The organism is Candidatus Nitrospira neomarina (assembly GCF_032051675.1).
Taxonomy (GTDB): Bacteria; Nitrospirota; Nitrospiria; order Nitrospirales; family UBA8639; genus Nitrospira_E; species Nitrospira_E neomarina.
Map to the genome: position 1 here is coordinate 3624849 of NZ_CP116968.1, position 18067 is coordinate 3642915.

Annotated in this window: 13 protein-coding genes; 9 read left to right on the forward strand and 4 right to left on the reverse strand. The window is 51.9% G+C overall.

Annotated elements, in window-relative coordinates:
* The first annotated feature begins 21 nt into the window (after positions 1–21).
* The 3 genes from yihA to PQG83_RS15595 all read left to right on the forward strand — a co-directional run bounded on the left by yihA (position 22) and on the right by PQG83_RS15595 (position 4039).
* On the forward strand, positions 22–633 hold the full coding sequence (yihA, locus tag PQG83_RS15585; RefSeq protein ID WP_312742934.1) for a ribosome biogenesis GTP-binding protein YihA/YsxC: 612 nt from the start codon (positions 22–24) through the stop codon (positions 631–633).
* Positions 634–1025: 392 nt separating this feature from the next.
* Positions 1026–2228 (forward strand): pyridoxal phosphate-dependent aminotransferase, encoded by a 1203-nt coding sequence (locus PQG83_RS15590; protein WP_312742937.1) that lies wholly within the window; start codon positions 1026–1028, stop codon positions 2226–2228.
* Positions 2229–2563: 335 nt separating this feature from the next.
* Positions 2564–4039, forward strand: coding sequence for a carboxypeptidase M32 (locus tag PQG83_RS15595; protein ID WP_312742940.1), 1476 nt, complete (start codon positions 2564–2566; stop codon positions 4037–4039).
* A gap of 35 nt (positions 4040–4074) precedes the next feature.
* Here PQG83_RS15595 and PQG83_RS15600 read toward each other — a convergent pair whose 3' ends face one another.
* The gene (locus PQG83_RS15600) at positions 4075–5541 is read right to left on the reverse strand and encodes a sigma-54 interaction domain-containing protein (protein ID WP_312742944.1); all 1467 of its coding nucleotides are present in this window, start codon (positions 5539–5541) and stop codon (positions 4075–4077) included.
* Between the two features lie 531 nt (positions 5542–6072).
* On the opposite strand from PQG83_RS15600, the gene PQG83_RS15605 reads away from it, so the two are divergent.
* The 6 genes from PQG83_RS15605 to PQG83_RS15630 all read left to right on the forward strand — a co-directional run bounded on the left by PQG83_RS15605 (position 6073) and on the right by PQG83_RS15630 (position 12940).
* A complete protein-coding gene (locus tag PQG83_RS15605) occupies positions 6073–6639 on the forward strand; it encodes a GNAT family N-acetyltransferase (protein ID WP_312742947.1) in 567 nt (188 codons plus the stop codon).
* A 120-nt stretch (positions 6640–6759) separates the two neighbouring features.
* Positions 6760–8007: an ATP-grasp domain-containing protein gene (locus PQG83_RS15610; RefSeq protein WP_312742950.1), complete on the forward strand. Its 1248-nt coding sequence runs from the start codon at positions 6760–6762 to the stop codon at positions 8005–8007.
* Positions 8000–9994 (forward strand): hypothetical protein, encoded by a 1995-nt coding sequence (locus PQG83_RS15615; protein WP_312742953.1) that lies wholly within the window; start codon positions 8000–8002, stop codon positions 9992–9994. Before PQG83_RS15610 ends, PQG83_RS15615 begins: the two co-directional genes overlap by 8 nt.
* Before the next feature lie 34 nt (positions 9995–10028).
* A complete protein-coding gene (locus PQG83_RS15620; protein ID WP_312742956.1) occupies positions 10029–10301 on the forward strand; it encodes a hypothetical protein in 273 nt (90 codons plus the stop codon).
* A gap of 91 nt (positions 10302–10392) precedes the next feature.
* Entirely contained in the window at positions 10393–11571 is a 1179-nt protein-coding gene (locus PQG83_RS15625) for a dicarboxylate/amino acid:cation symporter (protein ID WP_312742959.1), read from the forward strand.
* A gap of 115 nt (positions 11572–11686) precedes the next feature.
* Positions 11687–12940, forward strand: a complete 1254-nt coding sequence (locus PQG83_RS15630) for an argininosuccinate synthase (RefSeq protein ID WP_312742961.1) — start codon at positions 11687–11689, stop codon at positions 12938–12940.
* A gap of 67 nt (positions 12941–13007) precedes the next feature.
* Here PQG83_RS15630 and PQG83_RS15635 read toward each other — a convergent pair whose 3' ends face one another.
* The 3 genes from PQG83_RS15635 to rfaE2 are packed head-to-tail and all read right to left on the reverse strand — an operon-like array spanning position 13008 to position 17947.
* The gene (locus tag PQG83_RS15635; protein WP_312749141.1) at positions 13008–13919 is read right to left on the reverse strand and encodes a peptidylprolyl isomerase; all 912 of its coding nucleotides are present in this window, start codon (positions 13917–13919) and stop codon (positions 13008–13010) included.
* A 10-nt stretch (positions 13920–13929) separates the two neighbouring features.
* Positions 13930–17409: a transcription-repair coupling factor gene (gene mfd, locus PQG83_RS15640; RefSeq protein WP_312742963.1), complete on the reverse strand. Its 3480-nt coding sequence runs from the start codon at positions 17407–17409 to the stop codon at positions 13930–13932.
* Between the two features lie 40 nt (positions 17410–17449).
* On the reverse strand, positions 17450–17947 hold the full coding sequence (gene rfaE2 / locus PQG83_RS15645) for a D-glycero-beta-D-manno-heptose 1-phosphate adenylyltransferase (RefSeq protein ID WP_312742965.1): 498 nt from the start codon (positions 17945–17947) through the stop codon (positions 17450–17452).
* Positions 17948–18067: the final 120 nt, after the last annotated feature.

An 18067-nucleotide genomic window follows, 5' to 3' on the forward strand; every position in this document is an offset into this window, starting at 1 on the left:
AATAAAAAAGAGGAACTCTTCGTGGGAGCGTTTAAAATCTTTTCTGCTGAATTCAAGGCGAGTTGCGGGACGGTTGAGCAATTTCTGAAACCGACACTTCCGGAAGTGGCCATCGTCGGCCGCTCCAATGTCGGGAAATCGTCGGCCATTAATTGTTTGGTGAATCACAAAGGGTTAGCCAAGGTCGGCAAGACCCCAGGAAAAACGCAAACCATTAATTTTTTTGAGATTGTCACGAACGGTCCCCGGTTCATGCTAGTCGATTTGCCCGGATATGGATTTGCCAAAGTGCCTGAACGGATTCGAGAGCTCTGGGGTCCCCTGATTGAAGAATATTTGCGGACACGCAAGAACTTACAGGGTGTGGTGGTGCTGGTGGATTCCCGCCGGGTGCAGGAATCGGATCAGGCGATGGTTGAGTGGCTCATGAGGTTGAAGATACCCGTGATGGTAGTGGCCACCAAGGCGGATAAGGTCACAAGGGGTCACCGCCAGGCCGCGCTTCGTGAATTGCGTGAGGGTTTGGGCATGGAGGAGGACCCGCTTTTCCTGTCTGCCTACACCGGGGAAGGCAAGCAAATACTGCTTGACCAGTTGCGGGAGGTGCTCACTCTGGACTCTCCCCTTCCCTAAGTGAGTGTTGAAAAAGGCCGCCAGCGGCGTTCTCGCCGCGTGGTCGTGCTCAGGTACTCCTTCGTACGCTCCGCTCGCCCAAACGGCTGCGGCCTTGCTGGACGAGCCTTTTTGAACACTCCCTTGTTTTCCACGTGCGAGGTCCTGTTAAAGAATCTAAAGATGAAAAGGCAAGCACGCGGAATATTCAACAGCCTCCGAATCACATTCTTTTTTATCCACCACATATGTCTTCATGGCTGGTTTCATTGGGAAGTTGAAGAACTTCCATGAGATCCCCTATTCTGACGGGTCTCTCAGGTATTTACATATTATCTATTCATGCACGGCCGGCGAATGGAATAGCCGGCTCTCCCTGTATATTTATTCATTTCTCAATATGAAGGTAAGCCATGCCACTGTTTGGTGATACGAATACACCCATGACCTTCAATCCTCCCTCCAGGCTTGATCGGATCGGGCCATCGCAGATTCGCGAAAATATGCGGATTGCCATGGAGCATGAGGCGATTAATCTGGCTCAAGGCCGTCCCGACTTTCCCACCGCACCTGTGGTGAAGCAAGCCGCAATCGATGCCATTACCAATGATCACAATCAATATTCGGTGACCTGGGGATTAGCGGAGTTACGCGAAGCCATTGCCGGACATGTGCACGAACGACATGGTTTGACTTTTGACCCCGAGACAGAGATCACCATTACCTGTGGTGTGACGGAAGCGATTGTGGCGGCCATGCTGGCGTTAGTCGAGAGTGGCGATGAGGTCATCATCATTGAACCCGCACACGAAAACTATGTTCCGGCTGTGTATTTTGCCGGCGGGACGCCCCGGTTTGTCACGCTTCGTCCGCCTGATTACGCGGTACCTCTGGATGAACTGCGATCTGCCATCAACCCTCGCACCAGGGCGATAATCCTGAATACTCCCCATAATCCCTCCGGCCATGTGTTCACGCGGGATGAACTGAACGCCATCCTGGCTCTGGCCGATCAGCATGGGATCTATGTGGTAACGGATGAAATCTATGATCATTTATATTACGAACCCTATCGGCATATTGCCCCGGCCACCCTGGCGCCCGATTGGAAAGGTCTGGTCGTCACCGGAGGCCTGTCAAAAATCTACGCGGCAACAGGGTGGCGCCTTGGGTATGTTCTGGCTTCAAAGGATGTGACGACCGCAATCCGCACGGTACATGATTACCTCACGATCTGTGCTCCCACGCCCTTCCAATATGCGGCGATCACGGCTTTGGCCTTACCCGAGACCTACTACACCGATCTACGAGCCAGATTCCTTCGGCGTCGGGAACTCACTATGCAGATTTTGACCGACAGTGGATTTGAGCCCTATTCTCCCCAGGGGGCCTATTATCTTTTAGCCGGCTATGGGCCTTGGGAACATCAGGGTGATTCCCAATCGTTTGCCACATGGTTGATCACTGAGGCGAAGGTGGCGGTGGTTCCGGGCAGCGCGTTTTACTACCAGGCCACAGATCTGGGACAACACCTCGTCCGTTTTGCCTTTGCCAAAACAAGCCAGGTGCTCAAGCAAGCCGGTGAGAACCTTGCCCAGGCGTTTCGCAAGCATTAAGGGAAAAACCATGTGAATGGTTTCATAACCCTCTCGTGGATACTCGATCTTCCTATGGAGTGTTGAACAAAATAGTTTCCAATGGCATTTTGGCTCCCAGGGACGTGGCCTATCAGAGACCTCGGGGCGGTTCAAAAAAGCAAGCCCTGAGTCTTCCCAAAGGGTTCGTACAGCAAGGCCGCAAATTGCCTGCCGTGTCCCGAAGGGCACACCTTTTGTTTTGCGCGCAGAGCGTACTTCCAGTACGTGAGCACGGAAAAATGGAGAGAACGCCGCTGGCGGGTTTTTACAACCGCCCCCCTGCCAATCATTTAGTCGATAGAAGGGAATAGTATATGACCACAGCAGCATGGGATGAGCTGTCTCAGCAGATCGCCGAACTGGATACTCTGGCCGGCATTGGAGGGCTTCTGGGTTGGGATCAGCAAGTGACCATGCCTTCAGGGTCGGCAGGGGGCCGTGCCCAACAGAGTGAGTTGATCGGACGGTTGTATCACGAACAAGCCACGTCAGCTCGATTGGGTGAACTCATTGAGGCGGTGGCAGCTCTACCTGATTCGACTCCGGAGCAGCAAGCCGCGGTTCGTAATATGCGCCGAACCTACCGCCGGGCTACCTGTGTGCCGTCGAAACTCGCCAGCAGGATCGCGAAGGCCAGCGCGAGTGGCGTCGCCGCATGGGGAGAAGCGAAAAAAGAAAAAAATTATGGCTTATTTGCCGAGAGCCTACAGACAAATGTGGATTTGGCACTCGAGCGGGCACAAGCCATTGACTCCAATCGACATCCCTATGATGTCCTTCTTGAAGACTATGACCCCGGGACGACCGTCGAGGATTTACGCCGGATGTTTGGCGCGCTGCAACAAGGCTTGTCCGATATCCGGCGCCAGGCTCTGGCCAGGAAAGAATCGGTCGCCTTCAACGATTATTTCGATAAGGCCACACAATTGGCGATGCACCAGGATATCGTTAAGGCGGTGGGATACGACACGACACGGGGAGCGTTGCACGAGGCGGAGCATCCATTTTCATGCCGTGTGGGCAGCGGGGATGTGCGTATTGCTACACATGTTCACGAACGGGATCTGCTCAGCGGGTTGGCGGCCACCATGCATGAACTCGGGCATGCGCTGTACGAGCAGGGTATTCCGGAGGGACAGGGTGGATCAGCCGTATATGCGGCGACGTCAACCGGCATGCATGAATCACAATCCCGTCTGTGGGAAAACATGATTGGACGATCCCGGGGATTTTATCGGTGGCTGCGACCGGTGTTCGCCCGACATTTTCCTGACAAGGCCTTTGATCCCGAATTGGTCTTCCTCGTCTCCAACCGGGTGACATCGGGAAGCATTCGGATTTTTGCGGAGGAAGTTTCCTATAACCTGCATATCATTTTCCGGTTTGAAATGGAGGTCGCTCTGTTGGAGCGACGCATCACGGTTGAGGATGTTCCAGCCGAATGGACTCGATTGAGTGAGCAATTCCTGGGAGTGCGACCAAAGGATGATGCAGAAGGTGTGTTGCAGGATGCCCATTGGGCAGGTGGGGCCTTTGGGTATTTTCCGAGTTACACCCTGGGAAATCTCTACGCGGCATCCCTCTTTGCCGTCTTACGTAAAAGCTTTCCGGATCTGGAGCACCGCATCGAAGAGGGAGATTTTGTGACTATCCTGAAATTCTTGCGGGAGCGGATCCATCGCCAGGGTCACCTGCATGAAACCCCGGACCTTTTACAAAAAGCCGTAGGAACCCGGGACCATGTCGAAGATTTGTTGAGCTATCTCCGTGAGCGGTATGTCGATCCTTAAATGTCTTTTCCCCTCATCCATTCCAGAAAATAGGATTACTCTTGTGGTGCTGAATGCTTCTGTCGAAAATATTGTTTGTCGATGTTGTAGGCCTTGAGCTTGCGCAGGAGCGTCCGTCGGCTAATGCCGGCCTGATTGGCCGACTCGGCAATGCGACCACTATTTTCTGACAGCACTGTTTCCAAATACTCCTTTTCAAGAGTAGTGAGGTGTGGCTCGAGGTAGGTGGCCAGCGTGAGGGACGGGTCGATAGACGGAGAGTGATCACCTTGGCTTTGAACAGGCTGATCCACGCTTTCCGTTTCAGGAGCTGGAAGAGCCGGGGAGGACCCTGGGATATCCTGGGAATACAAGACTTCGGCCAGGTCTTCCGCAGTCAATTCCCGGGTGTGCCCTTTTAACACCAGGCGTTGCGTGAGGTTTTCCAGTTGTCGCACATTGCCTGGCCAGGACTGCTCTAAGAGGAGATCCATGAAGGATTGGTGTAATTCCGGACAGTCCATTCCATAGTCCGCACACACGCGTTTCAGAAAATGCCCAAACATATAGAGGATATCCTCCGGTCTCTCTCGTAACGGGGGCACTTCTAACCGGATGACATCCAATCGGTAAAAGAGGTCTTCGCGAAAGGAGCCGGTTTGGACCGCGTTGGCCAATGAGGCATTCGTCGCGGCAATGACACGGGCATCAATGGGCACTTCATGATGAGATCCAACCGGTCTCACCGTTTGTTCCTGCAAGACCCGCAAAAGACTGAGTTGGGTTTGAACCGGCATATCCCCAATCTCATCCAGAAGGATGGTGCCGCCATCGGCATACCGAAATAATCCCTGCTTTTGTTGGTGGGCGCCGGTGAAAGCCCCCCGTTCATGGCCGAACAGTTCCGATTCAATAATTTCCGGACTGATCGTGCTGCAATTGACCGCCACAAATCGCCCGGTTCGCCCGGACTGCCGGTGAATCGCCCGGGCCAGTAAGTCTTTCCCCGTTCCGGTTTCCCCCACAATTAACACGGTGGCGTCAGAGCTCGCGGTGCGGGTAATGGTTTCGAAAATATCCCACATGACTCCGTTACGGCTGAGAATGCCTTCAAAGCTTCCCAGTCTTTTACGCGTATCACGCAAATCCGGTGTATCCGGAGAAACCTTTTGATTGGTCTGAATGGCCTCTATGGCTTGATGCAGTTTTTCATGCGAATCCTCATAAATCACATCCGATGCCCCGTTTTTCAAAACTGAATGGACGTAGGCTGCATCGGCTCCCGGTTTAAACACCAAGACATCAAGATAGGGTCTGTGTTCTTGTATGGTCGTCATCATGTCAAACACCAGGGAGTCTCCAAGGTACTGTCCATCGAGTATGACCAGGCGTGTCTGAGATCCAATCTCCAAGGTTTTCACATTTTCCGGGGTTTCCAGCCGTACGACTCCAAGTCCTTCACGACTTAAGGCCTTTTCCAGATCCGTGGAACCCATGATTACTATGGAAGAAGTTTCTGTCATTGAGACAATTGTGTCTCATAATAATTAAATGAGTCAAGTATGTCCCAAATATAGGGACATAACAGTCCCAAAATTCCCCAAAATCACGTAAATCAACGGGTTAACTGATGGAACAGGTCTTGCGAGGTATATATATAGGTATCTTGAGGTATGGATCAAGGAAGTTTCTCGACTGCCATAAAATTAACAAAAAAAGATTGGTCGAATGTCTGTCATTCAATGCGGGCAATGCGGGACCAATTTGTCTGGTTGCCCCCGAATACCTGTGCTAGAGGAGAAAAGAAAAATGTTAGCAGTATCTTGGCATTTGCCCCGTAAATTACGAAAACCAAAGGAAGTGTCCCCTTAGTTTTCGTCACAAATATACAAGCTTTTACCATTTTATCGATTGGGAAAATGCCGGTGTGAAGGAACGGATGCTCACACCAATTTTTCTCTGAAAACCATTAAACAGAATAGACAAGACCTCCGGCTTGACTCGTTAAGAGCATAAGTCCATGGCAAAAAATTTTTAAAAAAGGATCGATCTTCATGATGCAAAATCAAACGGAAATTGGGGAACGGCTACATCGAAGAAATGGGAAGAGGACTACCCAACGGCGGTTGGATATTCAGCCGGCCAAACGTCATGAAATGGTGATTGCGGCCAACATCCTTCGTTCATCTGCCGACTGGTACCGGCCGTTTCTCCATGAAAAAGATATGGCCCAGCATGAGGTGGATGAATCCTGGGGAGAGAGAGAGTTTGCCCGGCGGCAGTTTTATATCGGGCGGGAAGAGCAGGCACCGGTAGGCATCGTGTCTACGCAGTCAGTCGGAGACATGTTTTATATCGGATATATCTATGTGTATGATCACCAAACCGGCAAAGGGTTTGGGCCTCAATTACTTAATCACGTCCGTGATGTGGCTTGGCGGGAGGGAAAACGCGGCATGGTGTTAATTGCCCATCCCAAAGCCTACTGGGCCACGCGCTCTTATCGTCGTTTCGGCTTTGAATGCATTGCGACCACTCGTGAGCAAGTCTTAGAGTGGCGCGGCGGTTGGTTGAAACCCTACTATGAAGAGGGTTTTGAACTGTACCAATATCTGTTCTAACACTCCTTCCCTCACAAACAAGCGATTCTCTATTGCTGATGGGTTCTTCTTCCATTTGTCTGTAAACGGGGACAGGATGGAGGAGTTTATTCGAGATGTCCCCCACTAAAGGAGGTCTGCATGGAAAAGAACGCACCAGTGGTCAAAAAAGCCCGGGTAGGAAAGAGGGCGCCGGTGGCTCTGCTCGGCTATAGCCTGGAAACGATGGAAGCCGCAAAGGAGCACAATATTCCCTTCGTCGCGGTGGTGCCGGAGGGTTTTGATATCGCATTGAAAGAGGATGGGGTTGATGTGGTGACCTGGGACTATTATGTCCACAACCACAACTCCGACCGACTCTATGAAAAATTGGTTGAGCGAGGGGTGAGTCATGCAGTACCCCTGTATGAAGAAACGGTGGAATGGGCCGGGTCACTCAATACCCGCCTGCTGAAAGACCCACGTGCCTTCCAACGGGCACTGCTGTTCCGTGACAAGGCCATGATGAAGCGCAATGCCCAAATGAATGGCATTCGAGTCGGGGTGTTTGAAGAGATTCGCTCGCGGGAGGAAGCTCTCGCGTTTTTTGATGACATCAATGAGGCCAGACTCCGCTTGCAGGAGGAAGCGCCAGAACCGGTTCATCTAAAACCTCTGTCGGCGGCGGGCAGTGTGGGCCATGTGTTTGTTCGAAGCCGGCAAGACATCACCTCCCTTCCCGACGATGCCTTTCCGTGTCTGGCCGAAAGCCATTTGGCCGGGCAGGAATTTTCAGTCGAAGCCTTTATCCATAAGGGGAAAATCGAATTTATGAACATTACCGAGTACGTGCATTTGGGCTATTCCCAGATCGTGCCGGAAACGCCGAGGCTCAGTAAGCACCGGACAAAGATTCGTAAGGCGATTGAAAAACTTTTGAAGGCATTTGGCATCGTTAATGGTATGATTCATCCGGAATATTTCTTGGACCAGGAGGGGGAGTTGCACTTTGGGGAGGTGGCGGCCCGTGTTCCCGGCGGCCATATTTTCGAACTCATTCAGCGTGCCCATGGGTTTAATCCGTATGCGGCTCTGTTGTTATGCTCCGATCCCAATACCTCCAAAACAGAATTAGATCGGTTTTTCCCAAAAGAAAAAGACCATAAAATATTTGCGGCCAACTTGATGGTGTATCCTCGAAAAGCCAGCGTCCATCAACTTCAGTTTCCTAAAGAATTGGAAGCCCATCCGTATATGGACCGGCATACCATGTTTGAACCCGTCACCCCAAAAGTGGCAGAGCGCGTGGGATTCGGGAATCATTATGGAACCGTTTTCCTGGCGGGAGAAGATCCGGAAACTCTGCGTGAGCTCGTCCAACGTTATGAGGAGTATGATTTCTATGAATGATTCATCCGAGGGCTCCGCTCAGACTGAATTGCAGGCTGCCACTACCCGTCAGGAGCAAGCCTTACTTCAGGCCCTTGAGGCCTTGGAACAGGCGCCGCCATTTGTGAAGGCTAAGTACCAGCCAGAGGTCATTCGTCGTGCCACGGATTTGTTTGAAACCGACGCAGGACTACAATTTGTGAGAGCACAGGCCCATCGCTTTGACTCCGCTGGGGTCTTTCACGCCGGACCCTGGGAACATCCCGACCGGCTTCTCCCCGCGTTGGTGGGCGCGGGGCTCCGTGCCGAAGGGCAGTATTCGTCTTTGGAAATGCTGAGTGAGCTACGGGTTTTAGCCATTGCAGCAGGTGAATCGCCCCACCCGAAATTTTCTGCGGAGCAAGCCCTAACCTTTTTACGGACGGTCATGGGGCTTAATCTCGATTTGTTGTATGGCAGTGAGACCGAGGAGTCTCGCCTTCGTCCGAAGGTCTATGAACGGGCGCACAGAACAATGGCCATGATTAAGCATGAGATTTCCTCGGAAGGGTTGCTGGAACAGGTTCTTGATGACATCGATGCGCGAGTGGCTCAGCGACCAATTGATGTGAGCCTCACCCTAAAAATGATCGAGCAAGCAGAAAACATCAAGGGGGATCCTGATCCCAAGTTGGCCGCCAGGCTTGACCGGTACCTCAAGGCCACAGGTCCTCCTACACCACTGGCCAAGAAAGCGGGCTCTCCCTCCAACTATGGCAAGCTTTTGGCCAAAGCCACCACACATGAGATAGAAAATGAGGCCAAGGTCGTTGGAAAATTGTTGACGCTGACCGGGTTATCCAGCGAATACCATGTCGCGTTCCTTCAGCATGTCCTCAAACATGAGGCAACCGGAATTCTGGCGTTTGCCTTGGATTTGACCGAGGTCGCCCAAGCCCACATGGAACAATATCGGGAAAAGGTCTTTGAGTTGATGCGCCTGACTATTCATCCTGCCACCAGTTGGATCATTTATGGATTCCAACAGATGTTGGAGCGGATGCTGCTGGCACGACCAGAGGTCGCTGATGGTCTGACCAAATTGCTTAATCTTGATTTATGTCCTACTGCCCAACAAGTAATCAAGAAACAGCTACCTCGGGGGAGTGGCATTACGGCTAATGCGGCCATTGTGGGTGGTGCCATCGCCATATTAGGGCAGCCGCTGGGAGTGGGACAGGGAAATAACCCGACCTGTCAGGGTGCTCGAGCCCTGAGCCTTTGGAGTCTCCATGATCCTGGATATTTGCTCCAATTATTGACCAGCGCGGCTCGGGATGACACGGTTGAATTTATGTTTGAGGGAGCGCCGATTTTATCAGGACAAATTGGAGGAGGAGTCGCGGAAGGGAAATTTGATTTGAAGCTCGATCCCGTCTCACGCATTCTGGTGCCCCATCTCGACCGGATTTACGATGAAAAGATGAAGCGTGCGGCTTTACGGGGTGAGGATCCACACAAATGGGTGAATCCGGCTTTGTATGGCCGGTGGGTGGCGACCAGTCTGGCTTCCATTACGATGGTTAATCAGACCGTTTCCGGGTACGAAGATTTTTTACGGTTATTTTATGCCACCCATCACCCGTTGTATGACGGAGGTCATGATTTGGTATACCCCAACCCCGTCGGGCTCCTCATTACCAATGTTCACGGGGTTTTTTTAGGATATCATGCCGTCTCCATCCAGCGTGTGGCCGAGGATGAAGAAGGGAAGGTTCGTGTTTATTTTTTCAATCCCAACAACGAGGGCCGGCAAAATTGGGGAAGAGGGGTTGAGCCGTCTGTGGTCGGTCACTGGGAAATTCCAGGGGAATCGTCATTACCCTTTGAGCACTTTGCCGCACATATCTATGCGTTTCATTATAATCAGATGGAAGTAGGGGACCTCCAAGCTGTTCCGGCCGAAATCATCGCCGATGTGACCGCACATGCGAAGGAAGGGTGGGGACAGGCCTTCACCTGGTTGTAAGCCTTTGGGCTGTTAAGATTGAAAGGAGTGGAACATGTCTTTTTTACTAGTCAGGCAATCGACGCTGACCGGGGAACGACAGACCTTTATCAGTGCATCAGCCATTGCCTATATTCAAGAACTGAAGCCTGACCAGGATCTTGGTTGGCAAATTGGTGTAGACCCCTCCAGGGCGCTCATTTACTTGCATCATAAGCTCGAGCCCATTATTTCTCTCGATAGTTCCGATGACCTTGTGAGGCAGGCAAAGGCCAATACTCGGGGAGTCCGGGTACCCCAACAGAAATTAGCGAAAAAAACCAAATAACTTTCCCTCCCCTTAACTGCAGGTTCGTCCCATTACCAAACAACCCCTTTCTCTAGATCGTGGAAACGGCCATGGTCCTCTTGTGTGGCTCATGGTGACCGGTGCGGTCGCTGGCGGGGTGCTCGGGGCCCTGGCTCCGGAAGGCGCTCGCCATGTGGAAGTCCTGGGTGAACTCTGGCTCCGGATGTTGCGGATGCTGGTGGTGCCCTTGATTGTGGCTTCGATTATCCAGGGGGTTGGATCACTGGGTGATATTCGCCAATTGGGTAAGTTGGGAGGAGTGACAGTGACGTACTATTTGATCACCTCAGGCATGGCAATTGTGCTGGGAGTGATTCTGGTCAGTCTCATTGAACCGGGAGTGGGAGCCGATATTGCCGCAGCGGTGGCCCCGACCGGAGTTGCGGCGGCGGTAAACATCGGATGGCTGGATCTCATAAAGGGATTTCTTTCCCCAAATTTATTCGCGTCCGCTTCACAGGGTGAATTGCTGCCCTTGGTCATCTTTTCTCTGGCATTCGGGGCGGCTCTGACGACGGTCGGTGAAAATGGTACCTTGGTGCTCAAATTTTTTGAAGGGATCTTCGGGGCGATCATGAAGTTGATTCACCTGGTGATGTGGATCGGTCCCATTGGCGTGTTTGGCTTGGTGGCAGGGCGGTTAGCGAGTGCCGGTGGACTTGACGGTATTGTCTCACTGTTAGTTGGGTTAGGATTATTCACCGTTACCGTACTTCTGGGATTGGCGATCCACGCAGGAATTGTTCTTGGGCTTATTTTGCATGTGGCCGGTCGACGTCATCCTTTGCCTTATATGCGCGCGCTTGGCGCGGCTCTCACCAGCGCGTTTGCCACGGCGAGTTCGTCTGCAACTTTGCCTCTGACCATGGAGGGTGTCGAACGTGCCGGGGTGAGCAGTCGATCAAGCCGGTTTGTCCTTCCAGTCGGTGCGACGGTCAATATGGATGGATCGGCGTTATATGAGGCGGTCGCCGCGGTGTTTATCGCGCAAGCCTGGGGAATTGACTTAAGTGGAGAGGCGCTTATTGTCCTGTTTGTGGTGGCGACGGTGTCTGCCATTGGCGCTGCAGGGATCCCTGAAGCTGGGCTTGTGACGATGGTCGTGGTCTTTCAGGCCGTCGGGCTTCCACTCGAGGGTCTGGGGCTCCTCTTGGCCATTGACTGGCTGATCGATCGGTTTCGGACCGCAGTGAATGTCTGGGGGGATGCCGTTGGTGCCGCCGTAGTCGATCGATATATCACCGCATAATATCGAATTCCCTCATCTTCTTGGGTTATTATCCCCTTCAACAGTGAGCTCTTACGTTTGAACAAATGGTGAGGGCTCAATAAATGTACACAACCTCATTTTAGGTGAACACGGCATGGAATCAAAAATCACGTATCAGAAAATTGCATCTCACGAAGCCAAAAAGGGAACGTTTGATAAGTGTGTTTTGCTGTACTCAGGAGGACTGGATACCTCCATTATGCTCAAATGGATTCAGGAAGCGTATGCCTGTTCCATTGTGGCACTTACGGTCGATGTGGGCCAATTACATGAGGATCTTGAGGCGGTAAAAGCGAAAGCGATCAAGCTCGGTGCCGAGGAGGCGGTGGTCATTGATGCCAGGGAAGAATTTGCTGAAAAACTTCTGTCCCGGGCAATTAAAGCCAATGCCGATTATCAGGGGGGCTATCCTCTCTCGACTCCCCTTGCCCGAGTGACGCTCTCGGAGATTGCCGTTCGTGTGGCCAAGGAACGGGGAATCAAGGTCATTGCTCACGGCTCCACGGGAAAAGGAAATGATCAGGTTCGCTTTGAAAATTACATCACGACGTTGGATGCGACGATGAAAGTGATCGCGCCGGTACGTGAATGGAGTATGGGCCGGGATGAACAGATTGATTATGCCAAACAACACGATATTCCCATTAAACAAACTAAAGAGTATTTGTATTCGCATGATGACAATATGTGGGGTTCGACCAATGAGGGAGGGGATATTGAGGATCCCGCCCGCGTTCCCGATTTACGAAAATTTCTGCAGGTGTGCATTCCCCCGGAACAGGCGCCGGATGAACCGGAAATTGTCGAAGTCGGGTTCAACAAAGGAATTCCTTGTTCAATCAATGGTGAGGATCTGCACCTTTGTCAGGTCATTGAACGTGCCAATGCGGTAGGGGCAAGGCATGGGGTAGGCATTGTGCATTTGACGGAGGACCGCTTGGTCGGATTGAAGGTTCGTGGCGTATATGAAGCTCCGGGAGCGGAAATTCTGATCAAAGCGCATTTTAATCTGGAAAAACTCGTTAATACCCGTGATTTAAACGAACTGAAAAAAATCATTGATGAAAAGTGGGCCTACACCTGCTATGGCGCTAAATGGTTTGATCCCTCAATGGATGCCATCCATGCGTTTCAGGATTCCGCCAACCAGCGTGTGAAGGGAACGGTGAAAGTAAAGCTGTTTAAGGGAAAAGCTGATGTGGTCGCCATGACATCCCCCTACTCCTTATTCGACGCCAATTTGGCCACCTTCAATAAGGATGCGAGTTTCAACCAGAATGCGTCTGCAGGTTTTATTGAGATTTACAATCTGGCCCAAAAGACCTATCGGCGCTTAGACCAGGTGTAGGATGGAGTATGACAAGGATTTGTGATGGGAGTTGGTCTTGACCCATCCAGCAATGAAATGAATACCTTTATTTCAGCTTCACATCGATAAAGGCTTTTTGTTTGATATCGGCAAGCCAATTTCGATACGCTTCCTCGGAACGTTGCTTAGTAAGCATCCCCCGGATATCCCGTTCCACGACTTCAAGCGGGAGCGGTTGGGGTGGTTGAATTTCTTTTAACAGAATAAGGTGGAATCCTAGGAGGGTTTCAATAGGGGCCGAGATCTGTCCCGGTTTCAGTTCCTTGACCACCTCCTTCAGAGGGGCCACTAATTCGTTTTCCTGTACCCAGCCTAATTCATGAATTCGCTCGAAATACCTGTTGGCGAAATCCTCGAGCGCCGTATTCGGTGTCCATGCCGCATACATAGTTTGGGCCTTGTTCTTGGCTTTCTCCCGTTCATAGCCTTCCTGCCCGTCTAACAGAATTTGCTGGAGTCGGTACCGTGGCGGTGAGAGAAAAAGGGTGGAATTGGCCTCATAATACCGCCGGATTTCTTCTTCCTCTATGACAATATTCCGGCGAATCTCGAAGTCAAAGAGTTTTTTGAGGAGCATTTGATGCCCGAATTCTTCTTCCGTTTGAGTGGGTGGCAGCGGAGTTCGCCGTAAGGCTGCATCGATTTCGTCCTGAGTGACAGAGAGCCCCTTGGCTTGAGCTTCTTGAATCATGAGGTGATCATCAATCATGTGGTTCAGGACTTCTCGTTGTTTCTGGAAATACCGCCGGTTCAGTTCCTCTCCGTGGTATTTGGCGTTCAGGCGCTTATACTCATCGCGTAGTTCTTTTTCAAGATCAGACCACGTGATCACCTCTTTATTCACCACGGCAATAATCCGGTCGGTGAGGCTCAGGCCAACCCCGGGAAAGAAGAGAAGGCTCGCCGTCACCCAGAGGGTGAGCGTCTGGAAAGGCCAATCTTTCAGGCATACCCGCATGCCCTTCACGTTACGTTCTCACTTCTTCTTTAACCATCGACTGATGGAGTTCTTGTAAAATCGTATTAGCCCTGGGGTACATGGATGTCCAATCCTGCTCCGGGAGAGTCAAACGATAGGCACGAGGAGAAAGACAGTCCAGACGATCTTTCCATCTGTCCATTAAAGCACGGATCCCCTGTTCCGGGAGCTTGGCCCGTTCATGAAAGCGAAGATTCATCAGCCCGCCCCGGACTTCGACATACTCGAGTTGCAGGGCCTTGGCCAACACTTTGATTTGCATGACTTCAAATAGTCTTTCCATGGCGGCAGGAGGCGATCCAAACCGGTCAAGCGTCTCCCCATATAATAAGGCCAAATCCCCTAACCGGTCACTCCCGGATAACCGTTTGTAGAGTCCCAGGCGCTGGGAGGCGTCTTCCACATATTCCTCGGGAATGAAGGCGGAAACATCAAGTTGAAGAGTGGGTTCCCACTCTTCTTCCACTTCCTGGCCTTTAAGCTGCTGAACAGCCTGCTCCACCATTTGTAGGTACAGGTCCAACCCGACGGCGGCGATATTGCCGGACTGTTGTTTCCCGAGTAAATTTCCCGCTCCCCGGATTTCAAGGTCCGCGGCTGCGATACGAAATCCGGAGCCAAGTTCCGCAAATTCTTGAATGGCATTCATGCGTTTTTGTGCGTCGGTACTCAGGGTTTCTTCGTTGGGAATGAAGAGGTAGGCAAAGGCTTGTTGCCCGCTTCGCCCGACCCGTCCGCGAAGTTGATACAGCTGGGAGAGCCCGAATAAATCCGCCCGATCAACCAGGATGGTGTTCGCGCTGGGAATATCCAACCCTGATTGGATGATGGCTGAGGCCAGCAGCACATCGGCTTCCTGGTGAAAAAACCGTAACATCACCCGTTCTAATAATTGTTCATTCATTTGGCCATGCGCCATCAATACCCGTGCTTCCGGAACCAGATCTTGTAACCAGGCTCCTGTCTGCTCCATGGTTTCCACTCGATTGTGTACGTAGTACACCTGCCCTCCACGAGCGAGTTCACGGGCTATGGCCTCCCGTACCACTGTCGCATCAAACCGGAGGACCTGAGTTTCCACTGCCAAACGACCCGGAGGCGCGGTTTCAATGACGGATAAGTCTCTCACTCCTGAAAAGGCCATCTGCAGAGTCCGGGGGATGGGGGTCGCGGACAGTGTGAGCACATCGACCTGGGTGCGGAGTTGCTTCAGGCGTTCCTTATGGCGAACACCAAACCATTGTTCTTCATCGATAATCACCAAGCCCAATTGTTTAAAGACGACATCTTTCTGCACGACCCGGTGCGTCCCGATCACAATGTCAATCAGGCCGCCGGCCAAATCTTTTAATGTCGCTTTGATCTCATTGGCTGATTGAAAGCGTGACAAAATACCGATTTTAACCGGGAACGGGGCAAACCGTAGTGAAAAATTTTCAAAATGTTGTTGAGCCAGCAATGTCGTGGGTACCAGGACGGCCACCTGTCGGTTGGCCTGAATCGCCTTAAAGGCGGCACGCATGGCGACCTCCGTTTTGCCGTATCCCACATCTCCACAGACCAGGCGGTCCATGGGTTTCGGAGATTCCATATCCCGTCCTATTTCTTCAATGGCTCGAAGTTGGTCAGGCGTTTCTTCAAATTCAAATCCCGCTTCAAATTCATGGACCAGGAGCGTGTCCTCCTGGTACGCGCTCCGTCTGGCGACTTCACGGTTGGCATAGAGTTCTACGAGTTCCTCGGTCATATCCTCGATGCCTTTTTTGATTTTCGCCTTGGTTTTGCCCCAAGCCGTGCCTCCCAGGCGGTCCAGTCGCGGGGACCGTTGTTCAGCTCCCCGATAGCGGTGGATATGGTTCAGGCGGTCCAGCGGGACATACAGGGTATCGGTTCCACCGAATTGCAGGAGCAAATAATCACTGGTAAAGCCCTGCACCTCTAACCGTCGCAAACCCAGATATCGTCCAATCCCATGTTGAAGATGAACGACGAGATCGCCTTCTTTCAGATCCTCTAACGACGAGAAAAATTTGGCGGCGGGGGATTTTGTGTGGGGACGATGCCGGATGCCCTTCCCAAATAATTCTTCCTCGGTAACAAACGCGATGTGCCCGTCTGGTGAAAGAAACCCTGCTGAGAGGTCTCCTTCAAGACAGTAAAAGGGTGCGCGGGCATCCTTGGCTGGTTGAGGGAAGGGGTGTTGCCACTTGTTGGCGGGGAAGCCGTGGTCATGCAGGAGGGACAACAGCCGTTCCACCTGTCCCGGACTGCGAGCAACAAAAAAGATCTCGGAGTCTGCTCGCAATTGGTCAAGTTTGGAAAGGGTTTCCTTAAAGGGAAGTCCGCGAATGCCTACCCCGACACTGCTGGGAGACTGAGCCTGCAAGGAAACAGGCACACAGGGCATGGTGCCGGTATCAGGAGCCACGCTATCCCACCATACCGTTGGACACATGCTGGTGTAGGCTTTAATGGAATCCCACATTTCATAGAGTTGATCGGGGTCAGCGTGGGCGGAGGCTCCCACCTGGCCAGGCTGGAGATTTTCCCATGTTTCTAGTAACGCATTCCAAAATTGCGCAGCCGCAGCATCCAGATCAACCGGGCGATAGAAAGAGACGGTGATCGGCGTCTGAATGTACTCAAACAGTGTGACCAGTTTGGGATAATACCGGGGAAGATCCCATTCAATGCTTGCCTGAATGTGTTCGATAGCGCTACCAGGTTGTCCTGAATCGGGAGGAATGAACTCCCGAGTGGGTAAGACCCAGGTTTCCTTGAGATGGGTGATGGATTCTTGAGTGGAGGGATCAAACGTCCGGATGGAATCGACCGTATCCCCTAGAAATTCAACACGGACGGGATGGTCCTGCGCTGTGGAGAAAATATCCACGATCCCGCCACGTACGCTGAATTCACCGGGGACTTCAGCCAACGATCCGCGTTCATACCCTAGCCGGATTAATGAACGAAGAAGCACCTCACGCTCGCACGTCTCGCCTATCTTGAGGGAAAAACATGCTTGAGCGAAAACCTCCGGCGGAAGTAGTTTATGCAAGATGGCTGGAAGTGAGCTGATGATGACGGTGCTTTCACCCCGAGACAACCGGTGGAGGGACCGAACACGCTGACAAATAACGCTGTGGGCCGGCAGTGCCGGGTTATAGGGAATGGTGGCCCATGGAGGAAATAAGGCCAGTGTCTCGTGATCCCGCCTGATGAACGAGAAGAAGAATTCCAAATCCTCATACAATTCTTCGGCTTGTTCTTGTGTGGGCGTGATGATGAGGTGTGTTTGGTTGTCGGTGCCGGGGGTCCTTTTCTCCGGAAGTGTGAACAGGGTCATGGCCAGGGCGAGGCACGCCTGTTGCGTACTCAGCAGACAGGGCGGGGGCGACTGTTCCGGGATCGCTGGAACGACCGTGCGCAGTTGGTTTGCAAAATGATGGAAGACGGAAGGGACGTTCATAATCTGAAATACACCACGAAAAATGTTCTCGACGTGCGGACTAGCAGGATGGGCTTATTCCATGAGTGGTGAGAATTCGTTCGATAATCGTTGTGGTCGAAACACCGGAGACAAGTGGAATCGTTCGCACAAATCCTCCCCGTTCCTCAACAAAATCTTTTCCGATAATTCGTTCGGAGGTCCAATCTCCTCCCTTCACAAGGACGTTAGGTTGGATAGCCTTGATGAGATTCAAGGGATCCGGCTCGTCAAAAAGTATCACGTAATCTACGCAACCTAATGCGGCAATGATTTCTGCCCGTTGGGCATCGGTTTGGATTGGTCGATGCTTCCCTTTATCCAGTTGCCGGACTGATCCATCGCTGTTAACTCCGACCACTAATCGATCCCCCAACTCCTTGGCTTCTGCCAGATACCGCGTATGTCCGATATGCAGCAAATCAAAGCACCCATTCGTAAAGACAATGGATTCTCCCGCCTGCTGATGAACGGAAATTCGTTGTAGGAGACTGTCTAAAGTATGGATTTTTGATTGCATATGGAGAAATCGTTGAATCCTTTCCTGGGGTCTCTATCTCACATATCCCCTTTTCTGTATGATACCTGCTGTATACGCCAAATCCTAGAGAGGTTACCCAACAAGCCACTTCGGCAAAGA